Source organism: Enterococcus mundtii (assembly GCF_002813755.1).
In the GTDB taxonomy this organism is placed as follows: Bacteria; Bacillota; Bacilli; order Lactobacillales; family Enterococcaceae; genus Enterococcus_B; species Enterococcus_B mundtii.
Window position 1 is genome coordinate 2,074,600 of record NZ_CP018061.1, and the last position, 19,399, is coordinate 2,093,998.

The 19,399-nt window shown below is 38.4% G+C and carries 23 protein-coding genes and 1 riboswitch; of the genes, 2 read left to right on the forward strand and 21 right to left on the reverse strand.

Annotation, left to right across the window (positions count from 1 at the left end; all coding sequences use genetic code 11):
* Positions 1 to 12: 12 nt before the first annotated feature.
* The 13 genes from atpD to EM4838_RS09840 all read right to left on the reverse strand — a co-directional run bounded on the left by atpD (position 13) and on the right by EM4838_RS09840 (position 11,959).
* Positions 13 to 1,419: a F0F1 ATP synthase subunit beta gene (atpD, locus tag EM4838_RS09780; protein ID WP_010734891.1), complete on the reverse strand. Its 1,407-nt coding sequence runs from the start codon at positions 1,417 to 1,419 to the stop codon at positions 13 to 15.
* Positions 1,420 to 1,441: 22 nt separating this feature from the next.
* Positions 1,442 to 2,344, reverse strand: a complete 903-nt coding sequence (locus EM4838_RS09785) for a F0F1 ATP synthase subunit gamma (protein ID WP_010734890.1) — start codon at positions 2,342 to 2,344, stop codon at positions 1,442 to 1,444.
* Positions 2,345 to 2,357: 13 nt separating this feature from the next.
* Positions 2,358 to 3,914 (reverse strand): F0F1 ATP synthase subunit alpha, encoded by a 1,557-nt coding sequence (atpA, locus tag EM4838_RS09790; RefSeq protein ID WP_010734889.1) that lies wholly within the window; start codon positions 3,912 to 3,914, stop codon positions 2,358 to 2,360.
* A gap of 22 nt (positions 3,915 to 3,936) precedes the next feature.
* Positions 3,937 to 4,479: an ATP synthase F1 subunit delta gene (gene atpH, locus EM4838_RS09795; protein ID WP_010734888.1), complete on the reverse strand. Its 543-nt coding sequence runs from the start codon at positions 4,477 to 4,479 to the stop codon at positions 3,937 to 3,939.
* Positions 4,466 to 4,990 carry a F0F1 ATP synthase subunit B gene (gene atpF, locus EM4838_RS09800; RefSeq protein ID WP_010734887.1) on the reverse strand — a complete coding sequence of 175 codons (525 nt, stop codon included), beginning with the start codon at positions 4,988 to 4,990 and terminating at the stop codon, positions 4,466 to 4,468. The genes atpH and atpF overlap by 14 nt, the downstream gene beginning before the upstream one ends.
* Before the next feature lie 101 nt (positions 4,991 to 5,091).
* Positions 5,092 to 5,307, reverse strand: a complete 216-nt coding sequence (gene atpE, locus EM4838_RS09805) for an ATP synthase F0 subunit C (RefSeq protein WP_010734886.1) — start codon at positions 5,305 to 5,307, stop codon at positions 5,092 to 5,094.
* A gap of 49 nt (positions 5,308 to 5,356) precedes the next feature.
* On the reverse strand, positions 5,357 to 6,076 hold the full coding sequence (atpB, locus tag EM4838_RS09810) for a F0F1 ATP synthase subunit A (protein WP_010734885.1): 720 nt from the start codon (positions 6,074 to 6,076) through the stop codon (positions 5,357 to 5,359).
* A 301-nt stretch (positions 6,077 to 6,377) separates the two neighbouring features.
* On the reverse strand, positions 6,378 to 6,842 hold the full coding sequence (smpB, locus tag EM4838_RS09815) for an SsrA-binding protein SmpB (RefSeq protein WP_071866745.1): 465 nt from the start codon (positions 6,840 to 6,842) through the stop codon (positions 6,378 to 6,380).
* Positions 6,843 to 6,875: 33 nt separating this feature from the next.
* On the reverse strand, positions 6,876 to 9,239 hold the full coding sequence (gene rnr / locus EM4838_RS09820; protein WP_071866744.1) for a ribonuclease R: 2,364 nt from the start codon (positions 9,237 to 9,239) through the stop codon (positions 6,876 to 6,878).
* Positions 9,240 to 9,241: 2 nt separating this feature from the next.
* The gene (locus tag EM4838_RS09825; RefSeq protein ID WP_071866743.1) at positions 9,242 to 9,988 is read right to left on the reverse strand and encodes an alpha/beta hydrolase; all 747 of its coding nucleotides are present in this window, start codon (positions 9,986 to 9,988) and stop codon (positions 9,242 to 9,244) included.
* Between the two features lie 202 nt (positions 9,989 to 10,190).
* Positions 10,191 to 10,427 (reverse strand): preprotein translocase subunit SecG, encoded by a 237-nt coding sequence (gene secG / locus EM4838_RS09830; protein WP_010734881.1) that lies wholly within the window; start codon positions 10,425 to 10,427, stop codon positions 10,191 to 10,193.
* A 200-nt stretch (positions 10,428 to 10,627) separates the two neighbouring features.
* Complete coding sequence (locus EM4838_RS09835; protein WP_019724263.1) at positions 10,628 to 10,903, reverse strand: GNAT family N-acetyltransferase; 276 nt, start codon at positions 10,901 to 10,903, stop codon at positions 10,628 to 10,630.
* Between the two features lie 90 nt (positions 10,904 to 10,993).
* Complete coding sequence (locus EM4838_RS09840) at positions 10,994 to 11,959, reverse strand: alpha/beta hydrolase (RefSeq protein WP_177187660.1); 966 nt, start codon at positions 11,957 to 11,959, stop codon at positions 10,994 to 10,996.
* A gap of 291 nt (positions 11,960 to 12,250) precedes the next feature.
* A riboswitch (PreQ1 riboswitch) is annotated at positions 12,251 to 12,295 on the forward strand.
* 23 nt (positions 12,296 to 12,318) lie between these two features.
* Here EM4838_RS09840 and EM4838_RS09845 point away from each other — a divergent pair.
* Positions 12,319 to 13,293 carry a nucleoside hydrolase gene (locus EM4838_RS09845; protein ID WP_071866741.1) on the forward strand — a complete coding sequence of 325 codons (975 nt, stop codon included), beginning with the start codon at positions 12,319 to 12,321 and terminating at the stop codon, positions 13,291 to 13,293.
* Between the two features lie 6 nt (positions 13,294 to 13,299).
* Entirely contained in the window at positions 13,300 to 13,878 is a 579-nt protein-coding gene (locus EM4838_RS09850) for an ECF transporter S component (protein WP_071866740.1), read from the forward strand.
* A 164-nt stretch (positions 13,879 to 14,042) separates the two neighbouring features.
* On the opposite strand, the gene EM4838_RS09855 is transcribed toward EM4838_RS09850, so the two are convergent.
* The 8 genes from EM4838_RS09855 to EM4838_RS09890 all read right to left on the reverse strand — a co-directional run bounded on the left by EM4838_RS09855 (position 14,043) and on the right by EM4838_RS09890 (position 19,329).
* Positions 14,043 to 14,663, reverse strand: coding sequence for a sugar O-acetyltransferase (locus tag EM4838_RS09855; protein WP_071866739.1), 621 nt, complete (start codon positions 14,661 to 14,663; stop codon positions 14,043 to 14,045).
* A 100-nt stretch (positions 14,664 to 14,763) separates the two neighbouring features.
* Complete coding sequence (locus EM4838_RS09860; RefSeq protein ID WP_071866738.1) at positions 14,764 to 15,090, reverse strand: hypothetical protein; 327 nt, start codon at positions 15,088 to 15,090, stop codon at positions 14,764 to 14,766.
* Positions 15,091 to 15,093: 3 nt separating this feature from the next.
* Complete coding sequence (locus EM4838_RS09865) at positions 15,094 to 15,387, reverse strand: hypothetical protein (RefSeq protein WP_071866737.1); 294 nt, start codon at positions 15,385 to 15,387, stop codon at positions 15,094 to 15,096.
* A 13-nt stretch (positions 15,388 to 15,400) separates the two neighbouring features.
* Positions 15,401 to 16,975, reverse strand: coding sequence for a cutinase family protein (locus tag EM4838_RS09870; RefSeq protein ID WP_071866736.1), 1,575 nt, complete (start codon positions 16,973 to 16,975; stop codon positions 15,401 to 15,403).
* Entirely contained in the window at positions 16,968 to 17,366 is a 399-nt protein-coding gene (locus tag EM4838_RS09875) for a hypothetical protein (RefSeq protein WP_081367425.1), read from the reverse strand. The genes EM4838_RS09870 and EM4838_RS09875 overlap by 8 nt, the downstream gene beginning before the upstream one ends.
* 401 nt (positions 17,367 to 17,767) lie before the next feature.
* Positions 17,768 to 18,160 (reverse strand): hypothetical protein, encoded by a 393-nt coding sequence (locus EM4838_RS09880; RefSeq protein WP_071866735.1) that lies wholly within the window; start codon positions 18,158 to 18,160, stop codon positions 17,768 to 17,770.
* Positions 18,161 to 18,299: 139 nt separating this feature from the next.
* Positions 18,300 to 18,674, reverse strand: coding sequence for a hypothetical protein (locus EM4838_RS09885; RefSeq protein ID WP_019723974.1), 375 nt, complete (start codon positions 18,672 to 18,674; stop codon positions 18,300 to 18,302).
* A 250-nt stretch (positions 18,675 to 18,924) separates the two neighbouring features.
* The gene (locus EM4838_RS09890) at positions 18,925 to 19,329 is read right to left on the reverse strand and encodes a hypothetical protein (protein ID WP_071866734.1); all 405 of its coding nucleotides are present in this window, start codon (positions 19,327 to 19,329) and stop codon (positions 18,925 to 18,927) included.
* Positions 19,330 to 19,399: the final 70 nt, after the last annotated feature.

Sequence of the window (19,399 nt, forward strand, 5' to 3'; positions counted from 1 at the left end):
GGGCACCCCTTTCTAGTAGCCTAGTTTTTTCGCTTTTTCGACAACGTCTTCGATTCGGCCGACACTGCGGAATGCTTCTTCAGGAAGGTCGTCGTATTTACCTTCAAGAATCTCACGGAAGCCTTTGACAGTTTCTTCAACTGGTACGTAAGAACCTGGAAGACCTGTGAATTGTTCAGCTACATTGAAGTTTTGTGATAAGAAGAATTGGATTCGACGAGCGCGTGAAACCAATATTTTTTCTTGATCTGATAATTCATCCATCCCTAAAATAGCGATGATGTCTTGCAATTCACGGTAACGTTGTAATACGTGTTGTACTTCAGTCGCTACTTTGTAGTGTTCTTCTCCTACGATTTCAGGAGATAACGCACTTGATGAAGAAGCAAGTGGGTCAACGGCTGGATAGATCCCTTGTTCGGTCAATTTACGTTCCAAGTTTGTCGTTGCATCTAAATGGGCAAATGTCGTTGCTGGCGCTGGGTCAGTATAGTCATCCGCTGGCACGTAGATTGCTTGGATCGAAGTGATCGAACCTTTTTTCGTTGAAGTGATCCGTTCTTGGAGTTGTCCCATTTCAGTCGCTAAGGTTGGTTGATAACCAACCGCTGATGGCATACGTCCTAGTAAGGCAGATACTTCTGAACCTGCTTGGGTGAAACGGAAAATATTATCAATAAATAAGAGCACGTCTTGTCCTTCGACATCACGGAAATATTCCGCAATCGTCAATCCAGTTAGTGCGACACGCATACGAGCACCTGGTGGCTCATTCATTTGTCCAAACACCATCGCTGTTTTTTCGATTACGCCTGAATCTTTCATTTCGTAATACAGATCGTTTCCTTCACGGGTACGTTCCCCTACACCGGTAAACACTGAGATTCCCCCATGTTCTTGGGCGATATTATGGATCAATTCTTGGATCAGTACGGTTTTACCAACACCGGCACCCCCAAACAATCCAACTTTCCCACCTTTTAAATAAGGTGCTAATAAGTCAATGACTTTGATCCCAGTTTCAAGAATCTCTGTACTTGTGCTTAATTCATCAAAATTTGGTGCTTTCTTGTGGATCTCGCTTCTTTGGGCATCCTCTGGAAATGGTGCTTCCAAATCGATTGTTTCACCTAACACGTTGAACACACGACCTAATGTTTCTGTTCCAACTGGTACAGAGATCGCTTTGCTTGTGTCGATGACTTCCATTCCACGTTGTAGTCCATCCGTCGATTCCATTGCGATCGTACGGATCACACCGTCACCTAATTCTAATGCTGCTTCAAGAACAACTTTTGATTTTTGCTCATCATTTTTATAAACAACTAATGCGTTGTTGATATCTGGTAAGGATTGGTCTAAAGAAAATTCCACGTCGACAACGGGACCGATTACTTGAACAATCTTGCCTGAACTCATCTTTTTTCCTCCAATCTCCTTGCTATTCTAGTGCCGATGCTCCGGCAACAATTTCGGTAATTTCTTGGGTGATCGCCCCTTGTCTTGCACGGTTATAAGAAACCGTCAGATCATCGATGATGTTCGCAGCATTATCTGTTGCGGTTTTCATTGCAGTCATTCCCGCGGCATGTTCTGCCGTTTTCGCATCGACGATCGCACCATAAATCAAACTTTCGGCATATTGCGGCAACAGTTGAGTCAAGATTTCTTCTTTTGAAGGTTCAAAAATATATTCTTGCTCAAAGCTTTTCGCTTCTCCCGGATCTAAATCTGAAATAGGTAACATTTTTTCTACACGAAATTGACTAGTCAATGAATTGATATGATGGTTATAACATACATACAATTCGTCAAATACTTCATTTTGATACATGGTCGTTGCCATGTTCACGATTTTACGAACTTCATCAAAGCTAGGTTGATCAGACAAATTGCGCAGTTCATACGCTAAGTTGATGTCACGAGCTTTAAAGAAATCCGCTCCGGTACCACCAATGGCGATCATGACATATTCATCTGGTGATTGATGGTCTTCTTCCAAGATGGACATGGTCTGTTTCAATATGGAACTATTGTAGCCACCGACTAACCCACCATCAGCTGTGATCACGATATAACCGGTTTTTTTAACTGGTCGACTGATCAGCATACTATTATAATTGACATCCCCTCTTGGATTAGCCGAAGCAATGTCAGTTAATTGTGTTGCTGTTAGATGCGTAACGATTTCTCTCACCTTATTGGCATAAATCTGGAACTTCTGTGAAGAAGCTTCAGATTTTGTCAATTTAGAGGCTGAGACCATTTGCATGGCACGAGTGATTTGGCTCGTTTTTTTCGTTGACGCGATTCGTGTCTTGATTTCATTTAATGAAGCGCCCATTCATCTCACCTCACTATGCATTTTGAATGGATTTCAATTTGTCTTCTGTTGAAGAATTATTTCCTTTTGTTGCCATAAAGATATCTTTGTACTCTTGAATTGCTTGGTTCAACGCTTCTTCTTCAGGAAGATCTTTCGTTGTACGGATCGTTTCAAAGAGATCTGCATGATTTGTCTCAAGATATTCAAATAACTCATGTTCAAAATCTAAGATGCTATCTACAGGGATACTGTCTAAGTAACCGTGTGTCAATGCATATAAGATGACTACTTGTTTTTCCACTGCAAGAGGTGCATGTAATTTTTGCTTCAAGATTTCTACTGTACGACGACCACGATTCAATTTCGCTTGTGTCGCCGCATCTAAATCAGAACCAAATTGGGTAAATGCTTCTAACTCACGGTAACTTGCTAAGTCTAGACGCAATGTTCCGGCAACTTTTTTCATTGCTTTGATCTGTGCTGAACCACCAACACGAGAAACTGATAACCCTGCATCTACGGCTGGACGAGTTCCCGCATAGAACAAATCACTTTCTAAGAAGATTTGTCCATCAGTGATCGAAATGACGTTTGTTGGAATATAAGCAGAGATATCCCCAGCTTGTGTTTCAACAAATGGTAAAGCAGTCATTGACCCTCCACCTAGATCATCACTTAATTTTGCTGCACGTTCTAATAAACGTGAGTGCAAGTAGAAAACATCCCCTGGATAGGCTTCGCGGCCTGGTGGGCGACGAAGTAATAAAGAAAGCTCACGATAGGCAACAGCTTGTTTAGATAGATCATCAAAAATGATCAATACATGTTTGCCGTTATACATGAATTCTTCACCCATAGCTGTTCCAGCATAAGGTGCGATGTATAGCAATGGTGCAGGTTGAGAAGCTCCCGCATTGACTACGATCGTATAATCCATTGCGCCATATTTTTTCAATGTTTCTACTTGTGTACGTACCGTTGAATCTTTTTGTCCAATGGCTACATAGATACAAATCATATCTTGACCTTTTTGGTTGATGATCGTATCGATTGCAATCGATGTTTTCCCTGTTTTACGGTCACCGATAACTAATTCACGTTGTCCACGTCCGATCGGTACTAACGCATCGATCGCTTTCAACCCTGTTTGCATTGGTTCGTTGACTGATTTACGTTGCATAACACCAGGTGCCATCGCTTCAACTGGACGTGTTTTGTCCGTTACGATTTCTCCTAGCCCGTCAATGGGTTGTCCTAATGGATTGACGACACGTCCGATCATTGCGTCCCCTACAGGTACTTCCATGATCTTTCCTGTGCGTTTTACTTTATCCCCTTCACGAATGGATTCAAAATCTCCTAAGATAATGATTCCGACATCATTTGATTCCAAGTTTTGTGCCATACCATATGAACCGTTCGAAAATTCAAGTAGTTCACCACTCATGGCATTTTCAAGTCCATGCGCACGTGCGATTCCGTCACCAACATAAGTGACTGTACCGATTTCTTCGACTGAAAGCACGTTTTCATAATGTTCAATTTGTTCTTTAATCAAGGCACTAATTTCTTCTGCTTTGATAGCCATTCGATTCACCTACCTCTTTGTACTATCTATTTAATTGATTACGCAATTTTTCCAACTGCGTCCGAATGCTTCCGTCGATCACTTGATGATCTGCTTCTACAATTGCCCCACCAATGATCGTAGAATCAACTTGTTGCTTCAATTCGACCGTTTGATAGTTCATTGTTTTAGCGACATTTTCTTCAAGTCTAGTCAATTGTTCCGCTGAAAGTGGGACTGCTGTAGTCACACTTCCTAGTAACAAACCATTATTTTCATTGTAACGATGTTCATATTCGTCGATCATCAAAGGTAGATCGTTCATCCGATTGTACATGAACACGACTTCTAAAAAGTTTTTTACGATTCCTTGATAACCACTGACTAATTTGTCCATGATCAATCGCTTTTCATGCGGTTCCAACCGAACATCACTAAGGATACTCCCTAATTCAGGAACATCCGCATAGATTTTACGTAGACTAAGAAGTTCTTGGTAAATTTCTTCTGTATTATTTGAATCGATCGCCAGTTCAAATAATGCTTTTCCGTAACGTCTACCTACTGTATATTTATCTAGTTTCATTTGACGAACCTAGACCTTCGATATATTGATTGATTAAAGATTCGTGCATTTCTGGAGATAATTCTTTATTCAAGATTTTTTCCGCGATTTGAAGAGAAAGTTCAGCTACATCGTCTTTCACTGAGTTCAATGCCGTATCACGTTCCATCGTGATATCCGATTGGGCTTTACTTTTTAGACGAGCAACTTCTTCTTGCGTCTCCTTCAAAATATTTTGGCGGCTTAATTCTCCACTTTCTTTCGCATGTTTGATGATATCCGCAGCATCAGAGCGAGAAGCCAACAATTGTTGCTCACGTTCTTGTTCTAATTTTGCTGATTTGATGCGAGATTGTTCTGCAGAATCTAAATCATTGGCGATCTTATCTTCACGTTTTTTCAAAATATCGCTGATCGGTCCCCACGCAAAGTGTTTTAATAGGACCATTAATATCAAAAATGAGCCGCTGACAACGATGATATTACCTAACATCGGATTGCCAACTTCTGCAATTGCCAATTGATTCAGCATAGGTTAGCCTTCCTTTCTCTGAGAATCCAGTTTTCTTAGATTGCGTATTTAATAAAATAATAGATAGCTTTTTTGACTATCGCGCAACCTGAGCATTTTTATTACACACCAAAAACTAGGATCAAGGCGATAACAACACCTAGAATAGGAACGGCTTCGACTAAGGCTACCCCAATAAACATCGTTGTACGTAATTGACCTGACATTTCAGGTTGGCGTGCCATTGATTCGATTGTTTTAGAAATTACTTGACCATTACCGTAACCAGCTCCGATAGCTGCCCCTAAGATTGCGATTGCTGCTGCGATATAATTCATAATTTACTTCCTCCTAAAATAGTTTAAATAGTAATTAAATCTAGTTGTTTTACTCTTCTACTTCGATTTTGTGACTCATATATACCATTGATAAAGTGACAAAGACAAATGCTTGGATGCTTCCGATAAATAATGAGAACGCGATCCAAACCATCTCTAACGGAATTGCTAAAGGCAATGAGAACCAGCCTAAACTTGTCATCATTTTTGCGATTAAAGTTAGCAATACTTCTCCCGCATAAATATTCCCATAAAGACGTAAAGCAAGTGTTAACAAGTTTGTGAACTCTTCGATCACCTTCATTGGAAACATAAAACTATAAGGTTTTAGGAACGAGTTGACAAAGTAACCTTTGAAACCGAGCTTCTTCACCCCGAATAGATGAGTAAGTGTGATCATAATAAATGCCAATGTTAAAGTTACAAACGGGTCTGCTGTCGGACTTTTCCAAAGTGTCGTTTCGCTAGGTAAGACGATTTTTGTAACTAAACCGATATTGTTCGCAACAAAAACGAAGAGAAACAAGGTAAATGCCAATAAATGAAAATTATTCAATTCTTTTCTAGGCACATTATCTGTAACGATCCCTCGTGTAAAATCAATGACCCATTCAAGTGCATTTTGCTTTCCAGTTGGCTTCATCTTTAGATTTCTTGTAAAGAAGTAAACTAAAAAGAAAACGATCAAACAAGTTAACAACACCATCAAACAAACAGTCCCATCAAACCAAACCGGTCCAATGTGGAACGTTAGCGAGCGTTCATCCAATCCATTTCACCTCTTTTCCCCGAATTTCACATAAAATCAATTTCATGTGTGTATCTGGTTTTTCTTTATCGGTTTCTAACCAAACGGTATCATACCACCACGAAATAGAAATTTCAAAGGATTTTCATGAAAATTAGACACTTTTTTATTTCAGTCTAAAAATCAGCAAAAACATGGATGATATGATGCCTGGAAACTCAGAAAAAACCTGTGATAATCATGTTTCATCAGATTAAATGCTAACAAATTTTATCATTAAGTAAATCTAAAAGCACCGAATATGCGAAAAAGGATAATGAAATTATCTAGAGAAATTTTTTAATGTACGATCAATTTGTCGATCCACATCTTTTCGCTTCAGATCTTCTCGCTTATCATACGATTTTTTCCCTTTGGCCAATCCGATCAAGACTTTCGCATAGCCATTTCGGATATAGACTTTCAAAGGAACAATCGTGATTCCGGTATTTTTTGTTTCATTCAATAAACGCGCAATTTGCTTTTTATGCAATAACAACTTTCTAGTTCTTAGTGGATCATGATTAAAGATATTCCCTTGTTCATAAGGGCTGACATGGACATTATGCAAAAAAGCTTCGCCGTTTCTCACACGAACAAATCCATCTTTTAAGTTGATACGACTATTGCGAATAGATTTGATCTCTGTACCTTGTAAAACCATTCCTGCTTCCATTGTGTCGATGATCGAATAATCATGGCGAGCTTTTTTATTTTGCGCAATCAGTTTTCCCTCGCCTTTTGGCATTGGACATTCCCCCAATTCATTTCCATTTTTTATTTATTTTTTCTTTTTCTTCTTGGTGACGCCTTTGTAAAAAGGTTTTTTCCCTTTTTTCCCATTTTCTTTTTTTGGACCATATTTACTATCGGCTTTTTTCGGACGTTTTTTCTTGTCCGTTTGCCGTCCATTTGAATGTTTTGAAGAACCTCTATTTGCTTCTTTTCTTCTTCCTTTTGGCGCTTCCAGCGGTGCCAATTCCTCTGCGGAGACTAATTCGAAATCAACTGCTCGCTCAGTAGGATCAGCCTTGACTACTTTCACTCGTACTTTTTGTCCGATCTTGAATGTTAATCCTGTCCGCTCACCAACGAGCGCTAGATGGTTTTCAATGTAGTGGAAGTAATCTTGTTTCAATTCATTGATATGGATCAAACCTTCTACTGTATTTGGCAGTTCGATGAATAACCCGAATTTCACCACAGAGCTGATGATCCCATCAAATTCTTCTCCCACTTTATCCATCATAAACTCGGCTTTCTTCATTGAGTCCACTTCACGTTCTGTTTCAACTGCACGTCGCTCCATTTTCGAGCTATGATCGGCAATATCAGGCAGTGCATTTTCCCAATGCGTCTGATTGCTTTCACTTGGATCTTGACCATATGAACGAATTAAACGATGCACGATCAAGTCTGGATAACGACGGATCGGTGACGTGAAATGTGTATAGTACTCTGCTGCTAATCCGTAATGGCCAAAATTATCCTCAGAATAACGCGCTTGTTGCATACTTCTTAACAACATGGTATTGATCACTGCTGACTCCGGTTTTTCTTCAACATCTTCGATCACTTTTTGTAAGTCCTTAGGTGTGATCGTGCCCTTCGTTCCTTTGACTAAAATCCCTAAAGCAGATGCAAAATCAAAGAAGCGTTGCATTTTCTCTTCTTTTGGTTGCTCATGGATACGATAAATAAAAGGGAAATTCGCACGTGAATAATGTTCTGCCACCGTTTCATTGGCTGCCAACATAAAGGATTCGATCAAACGTTCTCCTACACCACGACTCCGCAAGAGGATATCTTGAGGGTGACCTTCTGGATCAACCATGATTTTGGCTTCACGATCTTCAAAAGAGATTGCACCACGACGAATACGCATCGTCTCTAAGATCTCATGCAACTCACCCATCGCTTGAAACATAGGAACCAATGAGTCATAGCGAGCCATAGTTTCTTCATCTTGCTCTTCTAAGATCTGATTGACTGCTGTGTAAGTCATTCGCTCTGTTGTTTGGATCACACTTGGAAAAATCTCATGAGAAATGATTTTCCCTGTTGGGTCGATCTCCATTTCACAACTCATTGTTAACCGCGGAACTTTAGGATTCAACGAACAAATCCCATTTGATAAACGTTGCGGGATCATCGGAATCACACGATCAGTCAAATACACACTTGTTCCCCGCTCATAGGCTTCACGATCTAATTGGCTACCTTCTGTCACATAGTATGAAACATCGGCAATGTGGACGCCTAAAAAGTAATTTCCATTATCTAACTTTCTAACTGTGACTGCATCATCTAAATCTTTGGCATCTTCGCCATCGATCGTCACGATCAACTGGTCACGTAGATCCCTGCGACCAATCAAATCTTTGTCGCTGATACTATCCGGTACAGCATCTGCTTCGCTTAATACATCATCCGGAAACTTGGTCGGTATCCCATTGGCTACGACAATCGATAAAATATCCATGCCAGGATCATTCTTATGACCAATGACTTGTTTGATGATTCCTTCTAAACTCGTTGCATAGCTTTTTTCTGGATAATGGGTCAACTCGATCAACACGATACTTCCGTCTACTGGACGAACGCCTTCTGCTGCGGCGTACACTTTGAATTGATTCATTTTTTTATCTTTTGGAATGACTACTCCATAAAGATCCGTTTCTGCCATTTCATCTTCTGTATAGGCGATGAACTCTCCGGCAATTTGTGTGGTTGCGCGTTGACGAATCTCAACGACCTTTCCTTCGGCTCCACGATCCGAAAAGGCATCCGCCGTTTTGACGATATCGATTGCAACAGTATCCCCGTCCATCGCATAGCCAGTCGCTTCTTTGGGGATATACACATCATCTTCTTCAGGATCGATTGTGACAAACCCAAATCCTCGCTCATTTGCGCGGAACGTTCCTTCAATCAAAATGGGTTGAAGTGGCAGTTTGATTTTTCCTTTTTTGGTAAATACGATACTTTGTTCTCTTTCCATCTGTGCGATAGTTTGCACTAGTAATTTAAAATCTTCGCTTTTTTGAAAGCCAAGACCTTCAGCGATTTCTTCCATCGAAAAACTTTTCTTACGACTGCTTTCAATAAAAAAAATGATTTTTTCTTTTAATGTTTCTTTTGTCATTATTATTCCTCATTCCAAGGTAAGTTCTCTAGAAAATCCAATACATCCTTTTCAAACACTTTTCTTGCTATTCCTACTGTGATCACATGCTTACTTTCTGGATACCAGTGTAAGGAAATGTCAGTATGCGCAAGTTTTTTTGCTGTCTCGTAGACACCATAAGGATCAATCATTTCATCTTGACCCGCTTGAGCCATGAATACTGGTTTTTGGATATCTGATAACTTACTTTCTGTTATTGCTGCTTGTTCTTGAATATCTGTTAATTGTTGCTGTACTCGTGGCCGAAAGCTTTCGACTTGTTGTTCGATCATCGACTCCGATTCACCGGCAATTTTCAAGATCTGGCGTACATAATTCTCAAAATTCTCCGGCACATGATTTTCTACTGGAGAAATTGGCGAACAAAAAAATCCGCCTCCTATCATCGGAAATTCTGATAATGCTCGGACTGCAAAAATCCCGCCCATCGATAATCCTAATACGGCGATGTCAGAAAATCCCTCATCGTAGAGAAACTGGATCGCTTGTTTCGTATCTTGCCACCACGTCTCAGCGTCCTGTTCTAAGATCTCATTTGGAGCAAGCGTGCCATGTCCTGTAAACATTGGGGCATAGACCGAATAGTTTGATTTCTCTAAAAAACGGGCTAACATCCGTACATCATTTGGACTACCTGAATACGCATGCAGTAAGAGGATTGCACGCTTCCCATGTTTTTCATAAATAGGTTGTGGTAGACTTTTCATTTTATTCACCTCATTAGCCTTATTTTACCATAGTTAGCAAATACCTTCTTATATAACGGTTCTTTTTCTATTCAACAAAAAAGGTCTGGGAGCATTTCGTTTCCCAGACCTTCTATTTTTTTGAACAATCGATGAACCATCCGTGTATCCTCAAAATCTAAATGAAGCAAATGATCACTTCTGATCATTGGTTTCGAACGATTTATTTAGAAGATAAAAATGCAAGTACGAATAACAGAATCATCCATACAGCGCCCATAACAGCTGTCGAGCGTTGCATTACTGCTTCAAATCCACGTGCTTTTTGCTTTCCGAATAATTGATCTGCGCCACCTGTAAATGCACTTGCTGCACTATTTTGTTTGCTTGGTTGCATCATGATCGCAATGACCATCATAATCGAGATGACAATGACGATCCCTAAAATAATATTATACATCAAACAGCCTCCTTTCTCAAAATATCGTCCTTCTAACTTTATCACATAACACGTCTTGTGACAACAGTGTTTCATAAGATGGCCGATGTTTTAAAGAACATTTCTTGGCTTTTTCACATCGATTTTTTTGCAGGTTCTGTGACAAACGATACCCCTGTATCCTCGTCTAAAATCAATGCTTATTTGATAACCATTGGCGCTTATTTACGCCAAACATCATGATATTCAGCTTTTCTCTCAAACTCCGCTTTTGCGTAGGGACATAACGGAATCACTTTTCTGCCAGTACGTCTGGCTACTTCCACTCCTGTAGCAACCAATTTTTCTGCTAATTTCTGTCCACGAAATGCAGGATCAACAAATGTATGATCAATGATCATAATATCAGGACCAGCATCCGACCACGTCATTTCTCCTATTTCGTTTTGTTCATCGTCCAATAACACTAAGCGATTCTTTTCTTCTTTGATTTCCATCATTTCACTCTCCCAACCCTAAAATAACGAACAGTTTCTTTATTCAATTTGATTTTACCAGTCCTATTTTTTTCAAACAATCATTTGTACTTATAGACCCACTCTTTGCTTAATGAATGAAAAAATCACTGTCCAGTAGGTCTCTGGATCTTTACTTACTGCTTCTAAATGTTCTGCTCCAGGCACTAGCAGTAAAGCTTTATCTCCTGCCGTGGCATTTTGGATCGTATAAGCTGCTTCCATCGGGACAAAATGATCATGTTCACCATGGATGATCAGAACGGGTAAATGATTGCTCCCTAACTGTCTCGTTGCTGATGCCTGTTTCAAAGAATAACCTGCATATTTTTGCGCGTAACGATTCGCATGTCGCATAATGATTTTTTTTGGAAAAACCGTCAATTTGCTTAACATATAACGAAATTCTGAATAAACGGATACAAAGCCGCTATCAAGAATCAATCCTTTGACAGCACTCGGCAACTTCTCTCCACTAGCCATCATGATCGTAGAAGCACCCATTGAGCCTCCATGTAAGATGATCTTAGCCTCTGGCTCTCGTTGCAAGATCTCATTGATCCAGAGTATCAAATCTAACCGATCCAACCACCCCATCCCAATGATCTCCCCTTCACTTTCTCCATGAGCACGCAAATCAGGGATCAAGACATTGAAGCCTTTTTCTGCATACTTTTTCCCGATATAAGACATGTCTTTTTTCCCTGTGCTGCGATAGTCATGGACACAGACTACCCATTTACCTTTGTTCGAATAAGTAGAGAACATTCTACCCTTCAATTTTAACCCCTCTTGACTTTTGGTCGTTATGGGTTCTCCTTGTTGCCAAAAATCTTCTGCTAGATCTTCTAAACGTTGGCGTTGTTCTTCGACTGTCGTCAAAGAGGCAGGGTCCATGAGTTGATGGCCTGTTTCTTCATACCAAGCATAACCACGTTGTAATCCAGTTTTGATCAACTTCTTTGCGTACAGATAAGCAATAAAATGATAACTACCGATCATTAATAACATAATTAATAAACTATAAAAAACAATCACTTGCATCCCACACTTTCTACTTGGTGATTGAAACAAAAATTCAAGTATGCTAAATGGTGCTCTATCTTTCTCCTACGTATTTCAACGTTCATTTCTATTGTACCACGTTCTATCAAAGAGACAGACAGTGAACCATTGATCTGCTGTAATTTTAAAGACCTTATTCCTTACAAACGATCTTTTTTTCCTACTTCTAACACTCATAAGAGATAATGAATTGTTTGCATAACATTTACATTCTTCATAAAAATAAGTATACTAATGCCGTGCATTGGAATCAAGGGTTGACCCCTTGGACTGGTTCGGAAACTTCCCAGGATAAAAAACTAAGTGTCTCTAAAGAAAGGAGATTGGAAATAATGCGAAAAGTTATTATTGATTGCGATCCCGGTATCGATGATACATTAGCGCTATTGTTTGCATTAAAATCACCAGAAATCGAAGTTGTCGCAATCACCACCGTTTGTGGAAACGTCCCCGTACATTTGGGAACTGAAAATGTGATCCGTTGTTTGGAACGTTGTGACCGTTTAGACATCCCTGTCTATCAAGGTTCTGCAACACCACTCAACACGCCATTTATCAGCGCTCAAGATACTCATGGCATGGACGGTCTAGGGGAAACGAACTTCCCATTAGTAACAGACAAACAAGCCGAAACGATCCACGCTGTTGATTTTTTAGCGAGTTATTTTGCTGAACAAAAAGATACTTCACTGATCGCGTTAGGGCCACTAACAAATATCGCTTCTGCTTTACAAAAGAATCCACAAATAGGCAAACACATGGATCGATTTGTTTCGATGGGTGGCACGTATAAAAGCCACGGCAATTGTTCACCTGTAGCAGAATACAATTACTGGTGTGACCCTGATGCCGCAGCTTATGTATTTGAACATCTTGGTCAAATGATTGAGATGGTTGGTTTAGACGTGACACGAGAAATCGTCTTTACACCAACGATCCTAGAATATTGTTGCCAACTCGCGCCCGAAGAAGGCAATTATTTAAAAGCAATCACACGCTTTTACTTTGACTTTCATTGGCAACAAGAACGCGTCCTAGGTTGTGTCATCAATGACCCTTTGGCAGTTGCGTATTTCATCGATGAACAACTATGCCAAGGATTCACTAGCTATACTGCTGTTGAAACACAAGGCATCAGCCGCGGACAAACCTTGGTTGATCGTTATGATTTTTGGCAGAAAAAACCAAACAGTCTAATCATGACAGATGTCGACACCTCTCTTTTTTTCCGGAAGTTTTTAGCCGTTCTTTTACATGCACAAGAAGAATTGATAAAAAATGATCTGGAAAGATTAAAGATAGGATGAAAAAAGATGACACAAAAGAAAATCACGACAAGAATGATCACAATCATGGCACTAAGTATCGGAATCAACTTTCTCGGTGGAACGATTGCTTTATGGCTCCGTTTACCGATTTATCTTGATTCGATCGGTACGATTTTTGCAGGAGCTTTACTCGGACCAATTCCTGGGGTTTTGACAGGATTAAGTAGTAGCTTACTTAGTGGCGTGACGATGGATATGTTCTCTTTGTATTATTCCCCGATACAAATCATCACTGGGTTATTAGCGGGGTTGATTTTACCACAGAAATTACAGGCCCAAGGTTTGAAGAGTAGACTTTCATTATTGGCATGGACGTTTGTCCTTTCAGCTCCTGGAACCATACTATCCTCGATCATCACGATCCAATTATTTGGTGGTATCACTTCATCAGGTTCAAGTACCATTGTCCAACTTCTTTATGGATTAGGACTAAACCAAGCTGTAAGTGTCACGATTGTTCAAGCAGCGACAGATTATTTAGATCGGCTGCTATCGGTCCTTGTCGTTTCACTCGTTGTGTTGAAATTACCAAACCAAGTAGTGGCAAAGACAAGAAATCGTTGATGAATATTTGTACTATAGCTAATCACTAAATGCAAAAACCCGAACGTCGAATCAGTTTCTCTCATCTCTATGAGAAGGAACTGATCCATCGTTCGGGTATTGTTTTTTATCCAAAAGTTTTTGTCTCTTGTTTGACTGAAAGAAACTTTCCTAAAGCCAGCATGCTATCGTTCCATCAACAAGGCACTATCCTGGACTTTAATATTTTTTTCTCGATCTTTATACGTAATCGGTCGGATCACTTTACACGGATTCCCTGCCGCGATCACATTTTCTGGTATATCTTTTGTTACGACACTTCCTGCCCCAATGATGCTATTTGCACCAATCGTCACCCCTTGAAGAACATGGACTCCCGCTCCTAACCAAACTTTATCGCCAATATGGATCGGCTTCGCATAAACGACATGATCAGCACGTTCAAATGGATCTTCTGCATGATTGGCTGCATACAAACCAACCCTCGGCCCTACATAAACATCATTTCCGATCGTCACCTCATGACAATCAAGAATGATCATATCATGGTTCAAATAAACATTATTTCCTATAGAAATGTTGAAACCAAACTCACATTGAAAATTCGACTCGATATAGACATTCTCACCCATTGAAGCGAATAGCGCCCGCAAAATGGGGTGTTTATAATGATTTTCTGAATTCACGAGAAAATTGTATCTCCTGCATTGTCTCAACGCATGATTTCGTGCGTGTACTACTTTAGAGTCCATATCATCGTATGGTAATCCTGTATTAGTTATCTGTTTCACATCATCTTCGCTCATCTTTCTCCCCCTATTATCTTATTTGCTTACATGTATTATAACAGAGAGTCTATTTTCTATAAGGAAGAGAGATTTGTGAAAGATCGTGACGGTGTTTTTTCTAGTAATTGTTTTCCTGAATTCGCTCTATCTCTTTTCGATAGGATCTTGTTAATTCTTGCTCTTTTTCTTCTAATTGTCGTGCATAGTTTTGAGCCGTATGGATCAGTTTACGATCTATTGCCTCCATTTGATGAAAGAATTGTCGGTTATCCCAATGATCGTTCTTCGTCAAATACATGATTTTTTGTACCAATTGACCTGTTTCTTTCCTAAAGTTTACTAACTGATGATCGATTTCTTCTTGTTGACCGTGTATCTGACGTTTGTTTTGATAGAATTGCGCCTCTAAATCTTGTAGTTTACGTTGTTTCTCTACTGTCCCCATTCTTTACCCCCTTTTCACAGGTGTGACCAATGTTGGTTGTTTCATTTGTTTGACATACTGTTCTGCTGCAACGGCACTTTCCCCTTCTAAAGCACCTTTTAAAGTAGACGGTAAGCCATTATTTGTTTGTTGATACATTCCTTCTGAGATCTCTTTTAGGGATTCGATCGAAGTTAACTTGGTCTGAGCGATGCGACTTTCCTTTGCAAGGATCAGTGCTTGTATGGCTACTCGTTCCCGTTCCTTTTGTTCTTGTCCAAGTCTTTCAAGAAATTCTTGTAATTCTCTATCTTCCATGGATAAACTCCTTTCACTTGTTTTTGAACAAATTATTTCCTGCTTGTCTGTCATACTCTGTAAGATGATTTGCTACTACCGCCAGTTTATTACTAAACTCCTCCAGCTTCTCTTTATATTGTTTCACTTGATTCGTATTTAATGCGGCTTGCCCGCTATCCCATAAATTATTTATTTCATATGGTGAAACCATCTCTTGTACTTCCCAATAAGTCAAATAGTTTTTGATTGCTCCCGCACCAGCCAATAGTTCTTTTGATATTGCCGTAATCTCATCTTCAGATTCTTTTTGTGCATTTTTAAAGATGATCTCGTACTCTTCGCCTATATTTTTCGCTTTTTGGATGATCGATTGAACTAACTCCGATTGTAAAGTGATTTTTTTAGAACCTGAAGCATTAGAAATTCTTTTATGTAATTCGTTGACCGTCTCGTTCCATTCACTAGCAACTTTTGCCTCTGCAATAATCTTGGCATATTCTTTTTCGAAATCTTTATATTCTCCAGATAGCAATAGTTTTATAACTTCGGTAAAAGATAACCCACCTTCTGGTTTTTCTTTTACTACACGAGTCAAATATTTATCGATCAAATGGGAAACCTTGATCCCCGCAGCAAAAATGTAGCCATGTTCCTTCAAATTAGCTTCCTGAAGTGTACCATCGGGATTTATTTGAAACTGTCCAAAGTCATGGCTAGAACCGTTTTGATCTTCCATATCAAACGTCGTGTTAAAAGATTTCGGTAGTAAGTAACGAACATTCCCGATTTCATCTACCCCAGACTTATTTCTATTCAACATGGAAACAATATCAAAAGCATTGACGTAATAGTCGATTTTCCCATGCTCTTCCAACTTCTGGATATTTTTTTGTGCCTGTTCCGACATTCTATTGATACTTTCACGTGCATCAGGGCCTTGAAACAAAACCACTTTGTCGATTTTCGCAATATCTTTTTCAGGAAGATTCGCCACAGCCTGAATCGACACCATCGTTCCCAGAGAATGACCTGTGACAGACATTGTAGCATGAGGTGCTTGTGTGGTCATTTCCGTTATCTTCTGGTGCATGGCTTGATTTGCTAATTTTGCTTGCGGAATATAAGCATTTTTTGTTGTAAATGCCTGGTTATTATGCCACCAGTCATTAAGATTCAAATTACTTGAAGAAATACCATCACTGCCTCTAGTAACAAAATAAGTATGCTTAGTCTCTATCGACAACTTAGGCGTATCCGTCACATAATAAGCATTGAATCCAGCTTTTTCATCCGTTAATAGACCTTGCTTATATGTGTTTTTTACATAGCTCTGTATTTCATAGCCTCCGTTTACTTTCGGGACTCGGATGTTTCCTAACTCCTTGACTGTTTTGACGGTGGTATCGGGTTGGAGGTAGACTGTACTTAAATCATTTCCATGACCATCTTTTGCATTTGGGAAATTGAATTTAACAGAATTATTATTGTCTAGTTTCTTTTTTTTACTAAAGCTAAGCTCTTCATAAGGAAAGTTAATCTCACGACCTGTATAAGATCTTTGTGCAAAATTAGCATATATATTATTTGTATTTTCTAAATCAGACATGATGTTCTCCCTCATAATTTATTTTTTGACCATAATGTAAAGTTGACATATCAGGTATATTGTTTTTATTTAATTTTATATCAAGCCTGAAATCCATATTTGGCTTATTATTTACGAATCCAAAAATTTGAATTTTTTTACCTGCACCACTAGGAAGACCATTTCCGATAACCACTTGATTAACATTGTTCCAATCATAATCAATCGCTGTTACTTTTTTACCTTCAGATTGGTTAATATATTCTGTCATTTTACTTTCATGCTCTTTCAAAAAAGCAATTTGGTTCTCTTTTTCTGTTGGTTGGCTCATTCTATTCACTCCTATCGTTATCAAAAGCACTAATAATACACCTATACTTACTGAAATCAACCATTTTTTCTTCTTTCCCAATTGATTATCCCCTCATTCCTAGCTCTCCTAATTTATGTCTATGTTCTTTCTGACAAACTCTCGAAACTTTACCTAAACAGGTCCTTAAAACAAAACAACTTTATCGATTTTAGCAATATCATTTATTCGTGTACATTTATTGGTATGTACTTTATTCCTCTGTTTACTTTTGGACCACATATTTCCCTAACTCTTTGACTGTTTTTACGGTAGCATCTTACCGTTATTGGGTAGCTTTGCTTCCTCATTAGTTACATCCCTATATTAATCAATCTCTTTAATAGCATAATCAAATTCCATTTAGTTCATACTAGTTAAATATTTTTAAATTGAATTAGGCGAACTATTATAGCTGCTTCCGGCTAAATTGGTATAAATATTGTTGATATTCTCTACATTTCTCATAGAAGCATTCCCTTAATTCTAAAAGAATTAAAAGCAGTCATGCTTTCTATCACTGGCATTCTATTTGTTTTTTCAAGACTGAATTGTAAATAAAAACTGGAGTCAGGAATATGATTGAATTTTCCTTCAATTGTGATTGCTTCTCCTGCCCCAAAAGGAAGTCCATTTCCAATCGTAATAACTTCTACACTTTCCCAGATATATTGAACGCTTGTGATTTTATCATTTTGTGACTTTACATATACGGTCATTTCTTTTTCATGTTCTTTCAAAAAAGCGATTTGTTTTTCTTTTTCCGTCGGTTCCATTATTTTTTTCATCCCTAACATGCCTAAAGGTACTAAGATAATAGTCAAACTTATTACAATAATTTTCTTCTTTTTCCTCACATATTTTTTCTCCTTTATGCTTTTACCTTTGTGAATCAATAGTTACAAGCATACTTATATTTTTGATCTTAATTTCTCTTCTTAATGGTCGATTAAGTGTGCTGACTATACCAAATTAAATGTTCATTTGTATTTCACCTTACTCAAAGCTTTTTATTTTAGTAGGATTTGAAATATTATCGGGATAAATATATATTTCAAATCCATCAACCTTTTTATCTGTTTCATCAAAAAGATAGATAGTAACAGCGATTGACTTACGACTAAACGCCATGCCCTGTACAACTCGAACTGTTTCCCAATCATACTCAATATTTTTAATTTGATATTTTTTTAAAATTACGTAATCATTTCTTTCTTTCACATATTCCGTTATTTTTTTCTCGTGCTCTTTCAAAAAAGCGATTTGTCTTGCTTTTTCTGTTGGCTCATCTATTTTATTCACACCTATTGTTGTAAAAAGGGCTAATAGTATGCCAATACTTACTGGAATCAGCCATTTTTTCTTTACCAATTCATTATCCTCTCATCTCTTGGTCGTCCAAGTTTTTGAAATCTTTTTTGGTATGGATTTTCACGTAAATTTATACTTCATATCTTCCCATTACTTTTGATACTGGTATTGCTCCAAATTCTTTAACTCCTTTCACACATTAGCATCGGGTTAGAGGGAAACTGTGCTTACAGGTTTTTCATAAACAGGTTTTTCATAACCATCTTTTGCATTTACAAAATTAGCATGAATGGTATATGAATTATCTAAGTTAGCCATCATCTAGTTCCTCCATTGCTTCTTCAAAATCATTGGTCGCTATCTCTTCTATCTTAGTAGGTTTTTTTAAGTTATTTGGTAAAACTTGAATTGCTCCGCCATCTATTTCATTTTTATCAATACTATATAATTCAATATCAACTATGTACATTTTTGGGGTAAAAGCTCCGCTATCCTCTATCCTAAATGATTCCCAATCATATTTAATAATGGCTATCTTGATTTGTGAGTTTCTCTCTTTAATGTACTTGGTTAAGTCTTCTTCATGCTCTTTCAAAAAAGCAAGCTGTTTTTCTTTTTCTGTTGGCGCATTCATTTTATTCATACCTATTGTTGTAAAAAGTGTTAATAGTAAACTTACACTCACCAGAATCAACCATTTTTTCTTTCTTCCCAATAGATTATCCCCTCATTTTTTTATAAAGATTCATAAGCAAAACTATTTAGTTTTACTTTGTGCAACCTTC